9 protein-coding genes are annotated in these 14,782 nt (G+C 70.0%); 6 read left to right on the forward strand and 3 right to left on the reverse strand.

The genetic code is table 11. The features are described from left to right. Window positions 1-110: 110 nt before the first annotated feature. From ACFYO9_RS12390 to polA, 3 genes are all read right to left on the reverse strand, one after another. A complete protein-coding gene (locus tag ACFYO9_RS12390; protein ID WP_358778530.1) occupies window positions 111-1,883 on the reverse strand; it encodes a lytic transglycosylase domain-containing protein in 1,773 nt (590 codons plus the stop codon). A gap of 199 nt (window positions 1,884-2,082) precedes the next feature. Next, window positions 2,083-3,033, reverse strand: a complete 951-nt coding sequence (locus ACFYO9_RS12395; RefSeq protein ID WP_358778529.1) for a serine hydrolase — start codon at window positions 3,031-3,033, stop codon at window positions 2,083-2,085. 468 nt (window positions 3,034-3,501) lie between these two features. Further along, entirely contained in the window at window positions 3,502-6,171 is a 2,670-nt protein-coding gene (gene polA / locus ACFYO9_RS12400; RefSeq protein ID WP_358778532.1) for a DNA polymerase I, read from the reverse strand. Window positions 6,172-6,401: 230 nt separating this feature from the next. Between polA and ACFYO9_RS12405 the strand changes: the two genes are divergently transcribed. The 6 genes from ACFYO9_RS12405 to ACFYO9_RS12430 all read left to right on the forward strand — a co-directional run bounded on the left by ACFYO9_RS12405 (window position 6,402) and on the right by ACFYO9_RS12430 (window position 14,780). Then, window positions 6,402-8,681 (forward strand): FdhF/YdeP family oxidoreductase, encoded by a 2,280-nt coding sequence (locus tag ACFYO9_RS12405; protein WP_358778528.1) that lies wholly within the window; start codon window positions 6,402-6,404, stop codon window positions 8,679-8,681. A 48-nt stretch (window positions 8,682-8,729) separates the two neighbouring features. Beyond that, window positions 8,730-9,206, forward strand: a complete 477-nt coding sequence (locus tag ACFYO9_RS12410) for a hotdog fold thioesterase (protein WP_358778527.1) — start codon at window positions 8,730-8,732, stop codon at window positions 9,204-9,206. A gap of 95 nt (window positions 9,207-9,301) precedes the next feature. After that, window positions 9,302-9,682: a hypothetical protein gene (locus ACFYO9_RS12415; protein WP_358778526.1), complete on the forward strand. Its 381-nt coding sequence runs from the start codon at window positions 9,302-9,304 to the stop codon at window positions 9,680-9,682. An 890-nt stretch (window positions 9,683-10,572) separates the two neighbouring features. Further along, on the forward strand, window positions 10,573-11,826 hold the full coding sequence (locus ACFYO9_RS12420) for a branched-chain amino acid ABC transporter substrate-binding protein (RefSeq protein WP_358778525.1): 1,254 nt from the start codon (window positions 10,573-10,575) through the stop codon (window positions 11,824-11,826). Between the two features lie 165 nt (window positions 11,827-11,991). Further along, window positions 11,992-12,921, forward strand: coding sequence for a branched-chain amino acid ABC transporter permease (locus ACFYO9_RS12425; protein ID WP_358710798.1), 930 nt, complete (start codon window positions 11,992-11,994; stop codon window positions 12,919-12,921). A 5-nt stretch (window positions 12,922-12,926) separates the two neighbouring features. Next, complete coding sequence (locus tag ACFYO9_RS12430) at window positions 12,927-14,780, forward strand: branched-chain amino acid ABC transporter permease (RefSeq protein ID WP_358778524.1); 1,854 nt, start codon at window positions 12,927-12,929, stop codon at window positions 14,778-14,780. The last annotated feature ends 2 nt before the right edge of the window (window positions 14,781-14,782 follow it).

Raw genomic sequence — 14,782 nt, forward strand, 5'->3', positions numbered from 1 at the left:
CGAGATGCAAGGCGGAGGAGGGCGACAACGCGGAGCGTTGGCAACCGACGACAACGCCGCAGGTCGGCGTGGCAGACCCCGCGCCCGCGACAAGAACCGCCGGACAGGCCCTAGGCGCTCGGCGTCCCGCCGGGTGAGGTGCTCGGGGAGCCGCTCGGCTTCCCGCTCGGGGAGCCACTCGACGGGGTCGGGTCCGGGGTCGGGTCGGTGGTCGGCGTCGTGTCGGGCTGCGGGGCGGTCACCTTCAGCTCGACGGTGAGCGTGGCGCCGCCTTCGGTGACGACGCGCAGGAGGTACGTGCCCGCCGCGTCGTCCGCGTACATCTTCGGGAGCTTCAGGACGCCGTTCGCGTCGGTCTTGAGGCCCTGCAGGGAGCGGACCGGCTTGCCTGCCGCGTCCTTGAAGTAGGGGCCCTTGTCGTTGGCGGTGGCGTCCGCCGCCGACTTGATCATCGTGGCGGTGGCCGCGACGCCGTCGGCGGCCTGGCCCCGGTAGGTCGCCTTGACCTCGACCTGGTCGGCGAACTCCTTGCCCGGCTCGCAGACCAGCGGCTTGTCACTGGTCCTTGCGAGCGCGTCGGCCCGGCGCGCGGTGACCTCCGCGTCCAGGTCGACGCCGGCCAGCTTGCGGCCCACGACGGTGGCCCGCACGCTGAACTCGCCCGCCTTCTCCCCCGCTTCGAGCGCCGGGGCGGTGGCCTTGCCGCCGGTTCCGGTGGTGACCATGACGCTCCGTGCCCCGCCGGCGAAGCGGGTGTCGGTGTCGCCGACGACCCGGAACTTCACCTTGACCCCGCTCACGGACGCCGCCGACTTGTCCGTCGCGCGCACCTGGACGCGCTCGGCGAAGGTGTCGCCGGCCGTCGCGGTGAGCGTGCCGGTCCCGGCGTTCGCCAGGCGGGCGACGCGTTCGGTCGGCGTGGGGGTCTGGTGACCGCCGCCCCCGCCGTGCGGCGGCCTGGGATCGTTGCTGCCGCCGTGGTGGCCGGGCTTGTCGCCGGAGCCCGGCTTCGTGCCCTGCTCGGGCGGCGTGTACGACGGGGGGCTGGGCGTCCTCGGGTGCGGCAGGAGGCCCGGGACCGGGGCGTCGCTGCGGTCGCCCGGCAGGTCGCCGGTGCCGTCGGGGATCTCGTGGGTGCCCTTGCGGTAGTGCTCCAGCCACGTCAGGACCGTGTTGAGGTAGTCCGACGAGCGGTTGTAGCTCAGGATCGCCTGGTGCAGGTCGTCCTCGACGGACAGATCGCGGTCGTTGGCGCAGAGGTAGTAGCCGGCGGCGAGCGCCGCGTCGTAGATGTTGTTGGGGTCCTTCTTGCCGTCGTTGTTGCCGTCCCGCCCGGAGGTCTCCCACGTGGACGGGATGAACTGCATGGGGCCGACGGCACGGTCGTGCGTCGTGTCGTCGTCGTAGACGCCCCGGTCGGTGTCGGTGATCTTGGCGAAGCCGATGCCGTTCAGGGGCGGGCCCAGGATCGCCTTGAGCGTCGTGCCGTCCGCGTCGACGCGGCCGCCGCGGGCCTGGCCCGACTCGACCTGGCCGATGGCGGCGAGCAGTTGCCAGGGCAGGTTGCAGCCGGGCTTGTCGGAGTTGAGCGCGGCCTCGGCCTTCTTGTACGCGTCGAGGACGGTGGCCGGCAGCTCCGCGTCGCCCTTCTTGTCGCCGGTCGGAACCGGGCTCTTCAGACGCGGCAGCTCGGTGTAGTACGGGGAGTCGCCGGTCGCGGAGTCGCCCGCCGGCGGCGTGTCCGCGGCGCCCGCCGCCGTCCCCTCCCTCGGTACGTCCGTCACACCCGGCGCCTGCGATGCGGCGAGGGCCGCCACCGCCGCCGCGGCCACCGCGGCGCTCATCGTTCCTCTACGCAGCCGCCTGCCGAATACCGGCGCCATGACCGAGCCACCCCTCCCCTATGTACGACTGTTGCGCGTCGCCCCACCCGCCGTGCACGCTTTCCCCTCGTACACGTCTGTCGTCGCACGTACGTACTCTCAGTGGGCCGACTCAGGCGACACTACGACAACTTGCGGCGCCCAGACACCCGTTCGTGCCCGGTTTTTACCGGTTGGCCGGGACCCCGCGACAGCACTGTTACGCGGCGGGCTTCCCGCCCTCCCCCTCCGCCGGCGCCGACCCGTCCGGGACCTCACTGATCTCGCTCTCCGGGGTGAAGCCCTGCCCCAGCGCACGGCCCTTGTTGAGGCCGCGGTGCACGGCTTGGGCGATGCGCTCGATGGTACGCACTCCGTACGACATCGAGGGGTTGCCGTGGGACAGGACGACGATGCGGTAGGTGCGGCCCGCACCGGTGAACACGCCCACGCTGTGCACGCGCCAGCCGAATCTGGCCCGGGGCAGCCAGCCGTTCTTGAGGTGCGCGCGGACACCGCGCGGCATGCCCGCGGGCACACCCCAGCGCTGGTCGCGCCGCACCTCGGCCATCTGTCGCAGCCCGTACGCGCGCGAGCTCGCCCGCAGATCGCCGCGGGCCCCCGTGAGCACACCGAGCAGCTTCATCTGATCTGCGGCGGTGGTCCCGGTCAGCCCCCAAAAACCGTACGGGCCAAGGGTGGTGGAGGTGGTGCCGACGTGCCGCAGGAAACGGGAGAGGCGGGGCTGGCCCAGGTTCCGCCAGAGCCAGGTGGTCGCGGTGTTGTCCGACACGGTGATCATGGGGCGGATCCGGCGGCGCTCCCAGGCGGTGAGGCCGCGCCCCCACTCCTGCGCGCGGCGCAGCGCGGCCTCCATCATCAGGACCTTGACCACGCTGGCCGCGTCGTAACGGCGGTGGCTCGCGAGGTTGCAGACGAGACCGGTGCGGGTGTCGTGCACGGCTATGGAGACGGCGCCGCGCCGGGACGACAGCGCCGCCCTGATGTCCCTGGACATCAGGGCGGCGAAGGCACGGTCACGGCCCGCCGTGCAGAGCTCGCCACCCTGCCGGCGGCTCGCGTCGGCGGCGGTCGCCGGTATGGGAGCCAGCAGAACGGTGGTGAGCGCCGCGGCGAGGGCCGTCCGGCACGTTCGCAGGTGAAAAGCCATGGCCACATCCTGCGCCCCGGCGCGGGGGCGCGGCGCTTTGCGTGGGGCCACGCGAGTGAGGGTTCGCTGCGCTGGCTTGGGCGGTTCTTTGGGTGCGGGTGCGTTGTGGTTGCTCGCGCAGTTCCCCGCGCCCCTGGGTCGTGCCCGGCTGGTGTCGGGGTTTTTGCTGCGGGTGCGTCGTGGTCGCTCGCGCAGTTCCCCGCGCCCCTGGGTCGTGCCCGGCTGGTGTCGGGGTTTTGCTGCGGGTGGGATGTGGTTGCTCGCGCAGTTCCCCGCGCCCCTGAGGGGGACGGGGTGAGCGTGGTCCGTCGTGGTGCCCCCCGGAGGGTGCAGGAGACCCCCGCAGGTAAGCGCCCAGGAGGCCCCCCTAGGGGCGCGGGGAACTGCGCGACCAGCCCCCACCCACCCGCAGACAAATAAGCGAGCCCCCACACCCCCGTACCCCCACCGCCCCCCGGCCCGGGAGGGCTAGTGCGCTGCGGATTCCCAGTTCGGGCCCACCCCTACCGACACATCCAGCGGCGCCCGCAGGGCCACCGCTCCTGCCATCTCCTTGCGGACCAGCTCCTCCACCTTCGTCCGCTCGCCCGGCGCGATCTCCAGGACGATTTCGTCGTGGACCTGCAGCAGCATCCGCGAGTCCAGCTTCGCCGCGGTCAGCGCCCCGTGGACGTTCAGCATGGCGATCTTGACGATGTCCGCCGCCGTGCCCTGGATCGGCGCGTTCAGCGCCATCCGCTCGGCCATCTCGCGCCGCTGGCGGTTGTCGCTGTTGAGGTCGGGGAGGTAACGGCGGCGGCCCAGCATCGTCTCCGTGTACCCCGTCGCACGCGCCTCGTCGACCGCGCGGCGCAGATAGTCCCGTACCCCTCCGAACCGCTCGAAGTACGTGTCCATCAGCGCACGCGCCTCGCCCGCCTCGATGTTCAGCTGCTGGGAGAGGCCGAACGCGGACAGCCCGTACGCAAGGCCGTACGACATCGCCTTGATCTTGCGCCGCATCTCCGCGTCGACCGCCGAGCCGTCGACGCCGAACACCTGCGAGGCGACCGTGGTGTGCAGGTCCTCGCCGGAGGTGAACGCCTCCAGGAGGCCCTCGTCCTCGGAGAGGTGCGCCATCACGCGCAGTTCGATCTGGCTGTAGTCCGCGGTCATGAGTGACTCGAAGCCCTCGCCGACCACGAAACCGCGGCGGATCGCGCGGCCCTCGTCGGTGCGGACCGGGATGTTCTGCAGGTTCGGTTCCGTGGAGGAGAGCCGGCCCGTCGCCGCCACCGTCTGGTTGAACGTGGTGTGGATGCGGCCGTCCGCGGCGATCGACTTGATCAGACCCTCGACGGTGACCCGCAGCTTCGCCTGCTCGCGGTGGCGGAGCATGATGACCGGAAGTTCGTTCTCCGTCTGGGCGGCCAGCCAGGCCAGCGCGTCCGCGTCCGTGGTGTAACCGGTCTTCGTCTTCTTCGTCTTGGGGAGGTTCAGCTCACCGAAGAGGACTTCCTGGAGCTGCTTGGGCGAGCCCAGGTTGAACTCGTGGCCCGCCGCCGCGTGCGCCTCCTTCACCGCCTGCTGCACCACGCCCGCGAACTGCTGCTCCATCGCCTCCAGATGGGCGCGGTCCGCCGCGATGCCGTGCCGCTCAAGACGGGCGAGCAGCGCCGACGTCGGCAGCTCGATGTCGGCGAGCAGATCGCTCGCGCCGACCTCCGTCAGCTTCTCGCCGAAGGCCGTACCCAGGTCCAGGACGGTGCGGGCCTGCGACATCAGGAAGTCGGCCTCGGCCCGGTCGTCCTCCTCCGTGCCGAACGCGAGCTGACCGTCGGCCGCGGAGGCGGGCGCCAGCTCACGGCCCAGGTACTCCAGGGAGAGCGCGTCCAGGGCGAAGGAGCGGCGGCCGGGCTTCACCAGATACGCGGCGAGCGCCGTGTCCATGGTGACGCCGTCCACCGTCCAGCCGTGCTCCGGGAAGACCCGCATCGCGGCCTTGGCGTTGTGCAGCACCTTCGGCTTGGTGGGGTCGCCGATCCACGCCGCGAAGGCGTTCTCGTCGGCCTCGTCCAGGGTCGAGGGGTCGAACCAGGCGGCCGCGCCGCCCGCCGCGGCGAGCGCCACCTCGGTGACCGTGCCCGTACCGAGCGACCAGGTGTCGACCGTGGCCACACCGAGCACCGCCCTGCCGTGCTCGGCCAGCCACGGGGCGAGCTCGCCCGCGCCGAGGACCACGCCGTCCAGCTCCACACCCGGCTCCGCCGGCGTCTGGTCCGCCTCCTGCGCGCCCGGGTCGACGGCGAGCAGCCGCTCCCGCAGCGAGGGGTTACGGATCTCCAGGGTGTCCAGGACCATCGCCAGCGCCGTACGGTCGTAGGCCGCGCGCTCCAAGTCGGTCACCGTCTTGGGCAGTTCGACGTCCCGCACCATCTCGGTCAGGACGCGGTTGAGCTTGACCGACTCCAGGTGGTCCCGGAAGTTCTGCCCCGCCTTGCCCTTGACCTCGTCGGCCCGCTCGACGAGGTCGGCGAACGAACCGAACTGGTTGATCCACTTCGCGGCCGTCTTCTCACCCACACCGGGGATGCCCGGCAGGTTGTCCGACGGGTCGCCGCGCAGCGCGGCGAAGTCCGGGTACTGGGCGGGGGTCAGGCCGTACTTCTCCACGACCTTCTCCGGGGTGAAGCGCGTCAGCTCCGAGACGCCCTTCGTGGGGTACAGCACCGTCACATGGTCGGTGATCAGCTGGAAGGAGTCGCGGTCACCCGTGACGATCAGCACGTCGAAGCCGGCCGCCTCCGCCTGCGTGGCCAGCGTGGCGATCACGTCGTCCGCCTCGAAGCCGTCGACCGCGAAACGCACCGCGTGCATCGCGTCGAGCATCTCGCCGATCAGCTCGACCTGACCCTTGAACTCGTCCGGGGTCTTGGAGCGGTTCGCCTTGTACTCCGGGAACTCCTCCGAACGCCACGTCTTGCGCGAGACGTCGAACGCCACCGCGAAATGCGTGGGCGCCTCGTCGCGCAGCGTGTTCGCCAGCATCGACGCGAAGCCGTAGATCGCGTTCGTCGGCTGGCCCGTCGCGGTCGTGAAATTCTCCGCGGGCAGCGCGAAGAACGCCCGGTACGCCAGGGAGTGCCCGTCCATGAGCATCAGGCGCGGGCGCTGCTCACCGCCGGCCTTCTGGGCCTTGGCCGCCGCGGACTCGGACTTCTTCTTCGCTGCTGTTTCTGCCACGTCCCCGATCCTGCCACGCCCCACTGACAGTCCGGTCCCGTGCCGCCCCTGCGCCCTGCATTGTCACCGGCCCGTGGGAGGATCGGAGACGTAGCTCACGCAGGTGGGAGCCGTAGGCAGCGCAGGTGCTCGAAGGGGAGCCGACCATGGCAAGCAAGCCGCCCAAGGGCGATCCGGTCCAGGACGCGCCGCAGGTCGCGCCGGCACAGCACGCGGCCGCGGGCCTGCCCGCCATCGGGCACACGCTGCGCATCGCACAGCAGCAGATGGGCGTGCGGCGCACGGCGCTCACCCTGCTCCGCGTCAACCAGAAGGACGGCTTCGACTGCCCCGGCTGCGCCTGGCCCGAGCCCGACCACCGGCACGCGGCGGAGTTCTGTGAGAACGGCGCGAAGGCCGTCGCCGAAGAGGCCACCCTGCGCCGCGTCACGCCCGACTTCTTCGCCGCGCACCCCGTCGCCGACCTCGCGGGCCGCAGTGGGTACTGGCTGGGCCAGCAGGGCCGCCTCACCCACCCCATGTACCTGGCGGAGGGCGCCGAGCGGTACGAGCCGGTCTCCTGGGAGCGGGCCTTCGACATCGTCGCCGAGGAGATCGCCGCCCTGGACTCCCCCGACGAGTCCGTCTTCTACACCTCGGGCCGCACCAGCAACGAGGCGGCGTTCCTCTACCAGCTGTTCGCCCGCGAGCTCGGCACCAACAACCTCCCCGACTGCTCGAACATGTGCCACGAGTCGTCCGGCTCGGCGCTCACCGAGACCATCGGCATCGGCAAGGGCAGCGTCCTCCTGGAGGACCTCTACAAGTCGGACCTGATCATCGTCGCCGGGCAGAACCCGGGCACCAACCACCCGCGCATGCTCTCCGCCCTGGAGAAGGCCAAGAACAACGGCGCGAAGATCATCACGGTCAACCCGCTGCCCGAGGCCGGCCTGGAGCGCTTCAAGAACCCGCAGACTCCCCAGGGCATGCTCAAGGGCACCGCCCTCACCGACCTCTTCCTGCAGATCCGCCTCGGCGGCGACCAGGCCCTCTTCCGTCTCCTCAACAAGCTGATCCTGGAGACCGACGGCGCCGTCGACGAGGCGTTCGTCCGCGAACACACCCACGGATACGAGGACTTCGTCCACGCCGCGCGCGCCGCCGACTGGGACGACACCCTGCGGGCCACCGGCCTGGAGCGCGAACGCATCGAGGAAGCACTGCGCATGGTCCTCGCCTCGAAGCGCACCGTCGTGTGCTGGGCGATGGGCCTCACCCAGCACAAGCACGCCGTGCCGACCATCCGCGAGGTCGTCAACTTCCTTCTGCTGCGCGGCAACATCGGCCGCCCCGGCGCGGGCGTCTGCCCCGTCCGCGGCCACTCGAACGTGCAGGGCGACCGCACGATGGGCATCTTCGAGCGCCCCGCGCCCGCCTTCCTCGACGCTCTGGAGAAGGAGTTCGGCTTCGCCCCGCCCCGCCACCACGGCCTGGACGTCGTCCGCGCCATCAAGGCGCTGCGCGACGGCGAGGCGAAGGTCTTCTTCGCGATGGGCGGCAACTTCGTCGCCGCGTCCCCCGACACCGACGTCACCGAAGCCGCGATGCGCAAGGCACGCCTGACCGTGCACGTGTCGACCAAGCTCAACCGCTCGCACGCCGTCACCGGCGCGCGCGCCCTGATCCTGCCCACCCTGGGCCGCACCGAGCGGGACGTGCAGGGCGGCGGCGAGCAGTTCGTGACCGTCGAGGACTCCATGGGCATGGTGCACGCCTCGCGCGGCCGCCTGGAGCCCGCGGGCAAGCAGCTGCTCTCCGAGCCCGCCATCGTGTGCCGCCTCGCCCGCCGCGTCCTCGGCAGCGCCTCGCACACCCCGTGGGAGGAGTTCGAGAAGGACTACGCCACCGTGCGCGACCGCATCGCGCGCGTGATCCCCGGCTTCGAGGACTTCAACGCCAAGGTGGCGCGCCCCGGCGGCTTCGCCCTGCCGCACGCGCCGCGCGACGAGCGCCGCTTCCCCACCGCCACCGGCAAGGCCAACTTCACCGCCGCCCCCGTGGAGTACCCCGAGCTCCCCGCGGGCCGGCTGCTGCTGCAGACCCTGCGCTCCCACGACCAGTACAACACCACGATCTACGGCCTGGACGACCGCTACCGCGGCATCAAGAACGGCCGCCGCGTGGTGCTGGTCAACCCCGACGACGCCGCCGAGCTCGGCCTCACCGAGGGGGCCTACGCCGACCTGGTCAGCGAGTGGCAGGACGGCGTGGAGCGCCGCGCGCCGGGCTTTCGCATCGTGCTCTACCCGACGGCCCGGGGCTGCGCGGCCGCGTACTACCCGGAGACCAACGTCCTGGTGCCGCTGGACGCGACCGCCGACACCAGCAACACCCCTGCCAGCAAGTCCGTCGTCGTACGCCTGGAACAATCGGCGATCGACTGAGCGTTTGCTCAGCGTCAGGTGGACGACGAACGAACGGAGCCGGTCCCCATGGGTGAGCAGCACAGCGTGAAGTTCCCGCAGGAGGTCCTCGACGAGTACGCCTCGCTCGGTGTCGACCTGCCCGCCCTGTTCTCCGCGGGGCACCTCGGCACCCGCATGGGCGTGCAGGTCCTGGAGGCCTCGGCGGACCGCGTCGTCGGCACCATGCCCGTCGAGGGGAACACCCAGCCGTACGGACTGCTGCACGGCGGCGCGTCCGCGGTGCTCGCCGAGACCCTCGGCTCGGTCGGCGCGATGCTGCACGGCGGCGCGAGCAAGCTCGCCGTCGGCGTCGACCTGAACTGCACGCACCACCGCGGAGCCCGCTCCGGTCTGGTCACCGGGGTGGCGACGCCCGTGCACCGCGGCCGCTCGACGGCGACGTACGACATCGTGATCAGCGACGAGCAGGGCAAGCGGGTGTGCAGCGCCCGGCTGACCTGCATGCTGCGGGACGCGCTCCCGCAGCCCGGCTCGGCCGGCTGACCCCCTTCCGCCCCGGCGGGGCGGGCGGACAACCCACAAGAAGGGCGGGCGCAGGCGCATTGTCGGAGCGTGCGGCTCCGGACTAGCGTCGGCGCATGAGGCACCGGATACCGCTCTGTGCGCTCGCCCTCGCCGCCGTCGCCGCCGCCGGATGCACCGAATCCGACCCCGGCGACCGCGGCACCGCCCCCCGCCCCTCCTCCCCGACCACGTCCCCGGCCGGCCTGTGCGCCCACGTCGTCAACACCTTGGCGCGGCAGATCTACGACTCGGGCGACCGGGGATACGGCGACTACCAGTCGATGGGTCTGTCCAACGGGCAGTACCAGATCCTGCGCGACATCCTGGACGCCGCCCGCGTCGAACGCAGGCGTGAAACCGACGCCGCCAGGCGGAAGTTGATCGACCGTCAGGCACGCGAGCGGTGCGCCGACCGGTACCGCGACGGCGGACCGAGCGGCGGGCCGTGGGTGTGAACGCCATCGGCCCGGTCGAACCGGGCGAGGACACCTGGGACCACGAGCCGGCCCTCGCGCTCCCGGCCCCACCCGCCCCCCGCCAGCGGCGCAGGCGCCGCGCCGCGCTCTCCGTCACCGCCGCCGCGCTGGCCGGCGCGGCGGGGCTCGCGCTGTATCTGACCCGCCCGGAACCGCCCCCTCCGCCCCCGCCTCCCCCCACGCCGTGGCCGTCGCAGAGCGTGTCCGTGACGTATGCCGGAGAGATGTCGCGCCCCCGGGCCGGGGACCGGAGTTTCACCTTCGCCGTCGCGTTCGCGCAGGAGTCGGGGCCACCGGTGGCCGTGCGCCGGATCGCTCAGCCGTCGGCAGCTCTTTCGGTCAGCACAGGCCCTCCCACCCCTTTCACGGTCAAAACGGGAGCACCCCGGAAGTTGATCATCAGGATGCACATTCGCGAATGCGGAGAAGTACCGCGGAATGCAGGACTCCCTTTCCTCGAAGTAACTCTGCGTAATAAACGCGCAATCGAGAAGCAGAGTTACATCCTGGGTCCGGAATACGCGAATGATCTTTCCGGGGCTCTCGGCTCCGCATGCCCGCGAACACCGGTGTCATGAGTCAAACGCCTTTTCAGTCCTGCCACTTGCGCTGGAAGTTCTCACCATGTGGATACGTCGAGATCCACCGAACAAGGCTATATTCAGCCCCAACCGCCCCCCGCGTTCCAGCCCGGAATACTCCGTGGCATAACAAGAGCGTCACAGCCTTGGTCCGACCACTCCACCAAGAACAAAGCCCCCCTTAGAGTCACGGCCAGTCACCGCGCCCACCGGATTCCTCTCAGTTCGGTTCCGCGCTCGACTCGGCATCCCAACAAGGGACAGCCGTGCCAGGGGAAAGGACTGATCGTGCGTCAACGTTCGCTCATAGCCATCACCGCTGCACTCACCGCGGGGGCTCTCACCCTCACCGCCTGTGGCTCGCGCGACGACAAGGACGACGGGGACGAGGCCGGTGGGGGCGGCACCACCGTGGTCATCGGCGTCGACGCGCCCCTGACCGGTGAACTCTCCGCACTGGGCCTCGGCATCCGCAACTCCGTCGACCTCGCCACCAAACAGGCCAACCAGAAGAAGTACGTCGACGGCGTCACCTTCAAGATCGAGGCTCTCGACGACCAGGGACAGCCCTCGTCCGGCCAGACCAACGCCACCAAGTTCGTCGCCGACAAGGACGTCCTCGGCGCCGTCGGCCCCCTGAACTCCTCCGTCGCCGAATCCATGCAGAAGGTCTTCGACGACGCCAAACTCGTCCAGGTCTCCCCCGCCAACACCAACCCCGCCCTCACCCAGGGCCCGGACTGGAACGGCGGCAAGAAGGCGCGCCCCTACAAGTCCTACTTCCGCACGGCCACCACCGACGCGATCCAGGGACCGTTCGCCGCCCAGTACCTGTACAACAAGGCCAAGAAGAAGAAGGTCTTCGTCGTCGACGACAAGAAGACCTACGGCGCCGGACTCGCCGCCACCTTCAAGGACGAGTTCACCAAACTCGGCGGCAAGGTCGTCGGCACCGAACACATCAACCCCGACACCAAGGACTTCGGCGCCGTCGCCACCAAGATCCGCAACTCCGACGCCGACCTCGTCTACTACGGCGGCGAATACCCGCAGGCCGGACCCCTCAGCAAGCAGATGAAGCAGGCAGGCTCCAAGGCCCCCCTCGTCGGCGGCGACGGCATCTACAGCGCCGACTTCATCAAGCTCTCCGGCAAGCAGGGCGTCGGCGACTACGCCACCTCCGTCGGCCAGCCCGTCGAAGAACTCCCCTCCGCCAAGGAGTTCATCGCCAACTACAAGAAGGCCGGCTTCAAGGAGGCCTACGAGGCCTACGGCGGCTACTCCTACGACAGCGCCTGGGCCATCATCGAAGCCGTCAAGAAGATCGTCGACGACAATGACGGCAAACTGCCCGACGACGCCCGCACCAAGGTCATCGACGCCATGAAGAGCGTCTCCTTCGACGGCGTCACCGGCAAGGTCTCCTTCGACGAATACGGCGACGCGACCAACAAGCAGCTCACCGTCTACCAGGTCAAGACGACCGACCCCAAGAGCGGCTGGAAGCCCGTCGAATCGGGCACCTACTCCGGGTCCAACTGACACCCGGCCCGCAGCCCACGACCGACCGCGCGGGGCGCTGACAAGCAAGCGCCCCGCGCGGCGTCGCATCCGTCGCACTCGTCACCAGGAGCGTACGGCCGCGCGCCGGCCCCCGAGCCCCCCGCGCAACAGCCGCACGACAACGAAAGACTCGGAGGACCTGCGGTGCACGAACTGCCGCAACAGCTGGTCAACGGCCTGCTATTGGGATCCATGTACGGCCTCATCGCCATCGGCTACACAATGGTCTACGGCATCGTCCAGCTCATCAACTTCGCCCACGGCGAGATCTTCATGACCGGCGGATTCGGCGCCCTCACCGTCTGGCTCTGGCTCCCCTCGGGCACCAGCATGTGGGCAGCCGTCCCCCTCATGCTCATCGGCGCGATCTTCGTCTCCACCACCATCGCCGTCGGCGCCGAACGCTTCGCCTACCGGCCCCTGCGAGAAGCCCCACGCCTGGCCCCCCTCATCACCGCCATCGGCCTCTCGCTCGCCCTCCAACAAGCCGTCTGGGCCTGGTACCCCGAAGCGAAATCCGCCCGCTCCTTCCCCGAACTGCCCGGCGGATCCATCCACATCGGCTCCGTCACCATGCAACCCGGCGACATCTTCCTCCTCGTCGCCGCCCCCATCTGCATGGTCGCCCTCGGCTGGTTCGTCATGAAGACCCGCATCGGACGCGGCATGCAAGCCACCGCACAAGACCCCGACACCGCCAAACTCATGGGGATCAACACCGACCGCGTCATCGTCGTCGCCTTCGCCATCGGCGCCGCCTTCGCCGGCATCGCCGCCGTCGCCCGCGGCCTCAAATATGGCCAGATCGACTTCCGCATGGGCTTCATCCTCGGCCTCAAAGCCTTCACCGCGGCCGTACTCGGCGGCATCGGCAACATCTACGGCGCCATGATCGGCGGCGTCGTCCTCGGCCTCGCCGAATCCATGGCCACCGCCTACATCAACGACGTCCCCGGCATGGACAAACTCGGCGGCCAGTCCTGGGCCGACGTCTGGGCCTTCGTACTCCTCATCATCGTCCTCCTCGTCAGGCCCCAAGGCCTACTCGGCGAGCGCGTCGCGGACAGGGCGTGACCACCATGACCACACAGACCACCGCAGCCGACGGCCCCCGCCCGCAGGACCTCCACAAGGACAAGGCCGCCACCGGACTCATCCCCATCCCCGTCGGCCCCGCCCGCGCACTCGCCACCGGCGGCGGCATCCTCACCGTCATCTCCGCGTTCCTCGCCTGGACCTGGACCGCGAAATTCCCCGGCGACCTCACCGTCTACGGCTACCCCGGCGGCCTCCAATGGCTCGTCCTCATCGCCGGCGCCCTCACCACCGTGTACGGACTCGCCTCCTACGGCATCAAGGGCCTGCGCGCCCTCGCCCCCGCCGGAGCCGACGCCGCCCTCAAATACGCCGCACTCGCCGCCTTCGCCACCGCCTGGTACACGATCATCGCCATCAGCGACAAACTCGGCGGCCTCGCCAACCTCGAACCCGGCGGCTGGATCGTCGCCCTCGCCACCCTCGCCGCCCTCGCCGGCGCCCTCGCCCTGCCCTTCGAACGACCCCACACCTACCCGGTCGACCCCGAAGACAGCACCTGGGAACAGTACAAACACCGCGCCCGCAACAGCCGCACCAGCATCAAGGGCGCCTTCACCGCCGACACCCCCGCACCACCCCGCACACTCAACTCCTACGTCGAGATCCTCATCATCGTCGCCGCCCTCGCCACCGGCCTCCTCGTCTTCACCTACGGCATCGGCACCGAATACGACGAACTCTTCATCGGCTTCCTCATCACCGTCGGCTTCGGCTTCGCCGCCCTCGCCAAAGCCGGCCTCGTCGCCCAGATCTCCACCTACACCGCACGCCACCGCAACATCACCCTCATCGGCGCCTTCCTCGCCGCCGCAGCCTTCCCCTTCACCCAGAGCGACGACCAATACGCCACCATCGGCGTCTACATCCTCATCTTCGCCACCGTCGCCCTCGGCCTGAACATCGTCGTCGGACTCGCAGGCCTCCTCGACCTCGGATACGTCGCCTTCCTCGGCGTCGGCGCCTACGCCGCATCCATGGTCTCCGGAACCCCCTCCTCCCCCTTCGACATCCACCTCCCCTTCTGGGGCGCCATCCTCGTCGGCGCCGGCGCCAGCCTCGTCTTCGGCGTCCTCATCGGCGCCCCCACCCTCCGCCTGCGCGGCGACTACCTCGCCATCGTCACCCTCGGATTCGGCGAAATCTTCCGCCTCGCCGCCAACAACAGCGACGGCAGCTCCGGACCCGACATCACCAACGGATCCAACGGCATCTCCTCCATCCCCAACCTCAAGATCTTCGGCTTCGACTTCGGCGCGGAACACAGCATCCTCGGCCAGACCATCGGCCGCTTCGCCAACTACTTCTTCCTGATGCTGCTCATCACCCTCGTCGTCGTCCTCGTCTTCCGACGCAGCGGCGACAGCCGCATCGGCCGCGCCTGGGTCGCCATCCGCGAAGACGAAACCGCCGCACTCGCCATGGGCATCAACGGCTTCCGCGTCAAACTCATCGCCTTCGCCCTCGGCGCATCCCTCGCCGGCCTCGCCGGCACCGTCCAAGCCCACGTGACCTACACCGTCACCCCCGAGCAGTACCAATTCGCCAACTCCGTACCACCCAACTCCGCCTTCCTCCTCGCCGCCGTCGTCCTCGGCGGCATGGGAACCATCAGCGGACCCCTCGTCGGCGCCTCACTGCTCTACCTCATCCCCAACAAACTCCAATTCCTCGGCGACTACCAGCTCTTCGCCTTCGGACTCGCCCTCGCACTCCTCATGCGCTTCCGCCCCGAAGGCCTCATCCCCAACCGCCGCCGCCAACTCGAATTCCACGAGGCCGAACTCAGCCCCGGCGAGACGCCGCCCCCCGCAGCCCTCAGCAAGACAGGGGTCTGACC

The organism is Streptomyces sp. NPDC005863 (assembly GCF_042871345.1).
Classification (GTDB): domain Bacteria; phylum Actinomycetota; class Actinomycetes; order Streptomycetales; family Streptomycetaceae; genus Streptomyces.

Excerpts from the sequence above, each read along its gene's own strand:
- ACFYO9_RS12390 (WP_358778530.1), bottom strand. The coding sequence starts at position 1,883 with ATGGCGCCGGTATTCGGCAGGCGGCTGCGTAGAGGAACGATGAGCGCC.
- ACFYO9_RS12395 (WP_358778529.1), bottom strand. The coding sequence starts at position 3,033 with ATGGCTTTTCACCTGCGAACGTGCCGGACGGCCCTCGCCGCGGCGCTC.
- polA (WP_358778532.1), bottom strand. The coding sequence starts at position 6,171 with ATGCTCATGGACGGGCACTCCCTGGCGTACCGGGCGTTCTTCGCGCTG.
- ACFYO9_RS12405 (WP_358778528.1), top strand. The coding sequence starts at position 6,402 with ATGGCAAGCAAGCCGCCCAAGGGCGATCCGGTCCAGGACGCGCCGCAG.
- ACFYO9_RS12410 (WP_358778527.1), top strand. The coding sequence starts at position 8,730 with ATGGGTGAGCAGCACAGCGTGAAGTTCCCGCAGGAGGTCCTCGACGAG.
- ACFYO9_RS12415 (WP_358778526.1), top strand. The coding sequence starts at position 9,302 with ATGAGGCACCGGATACCGCTCTGTGCGCTCGCCCTCGCCGCCGTCGCC.
- ACFYO9_RS12430 (WP_358778524.1), top strand. The coding sequence starts at position 12,927 with ATGACCACACAGACCACCGCAGCCGACGGCCCCCGCCCGCAGGACCTC.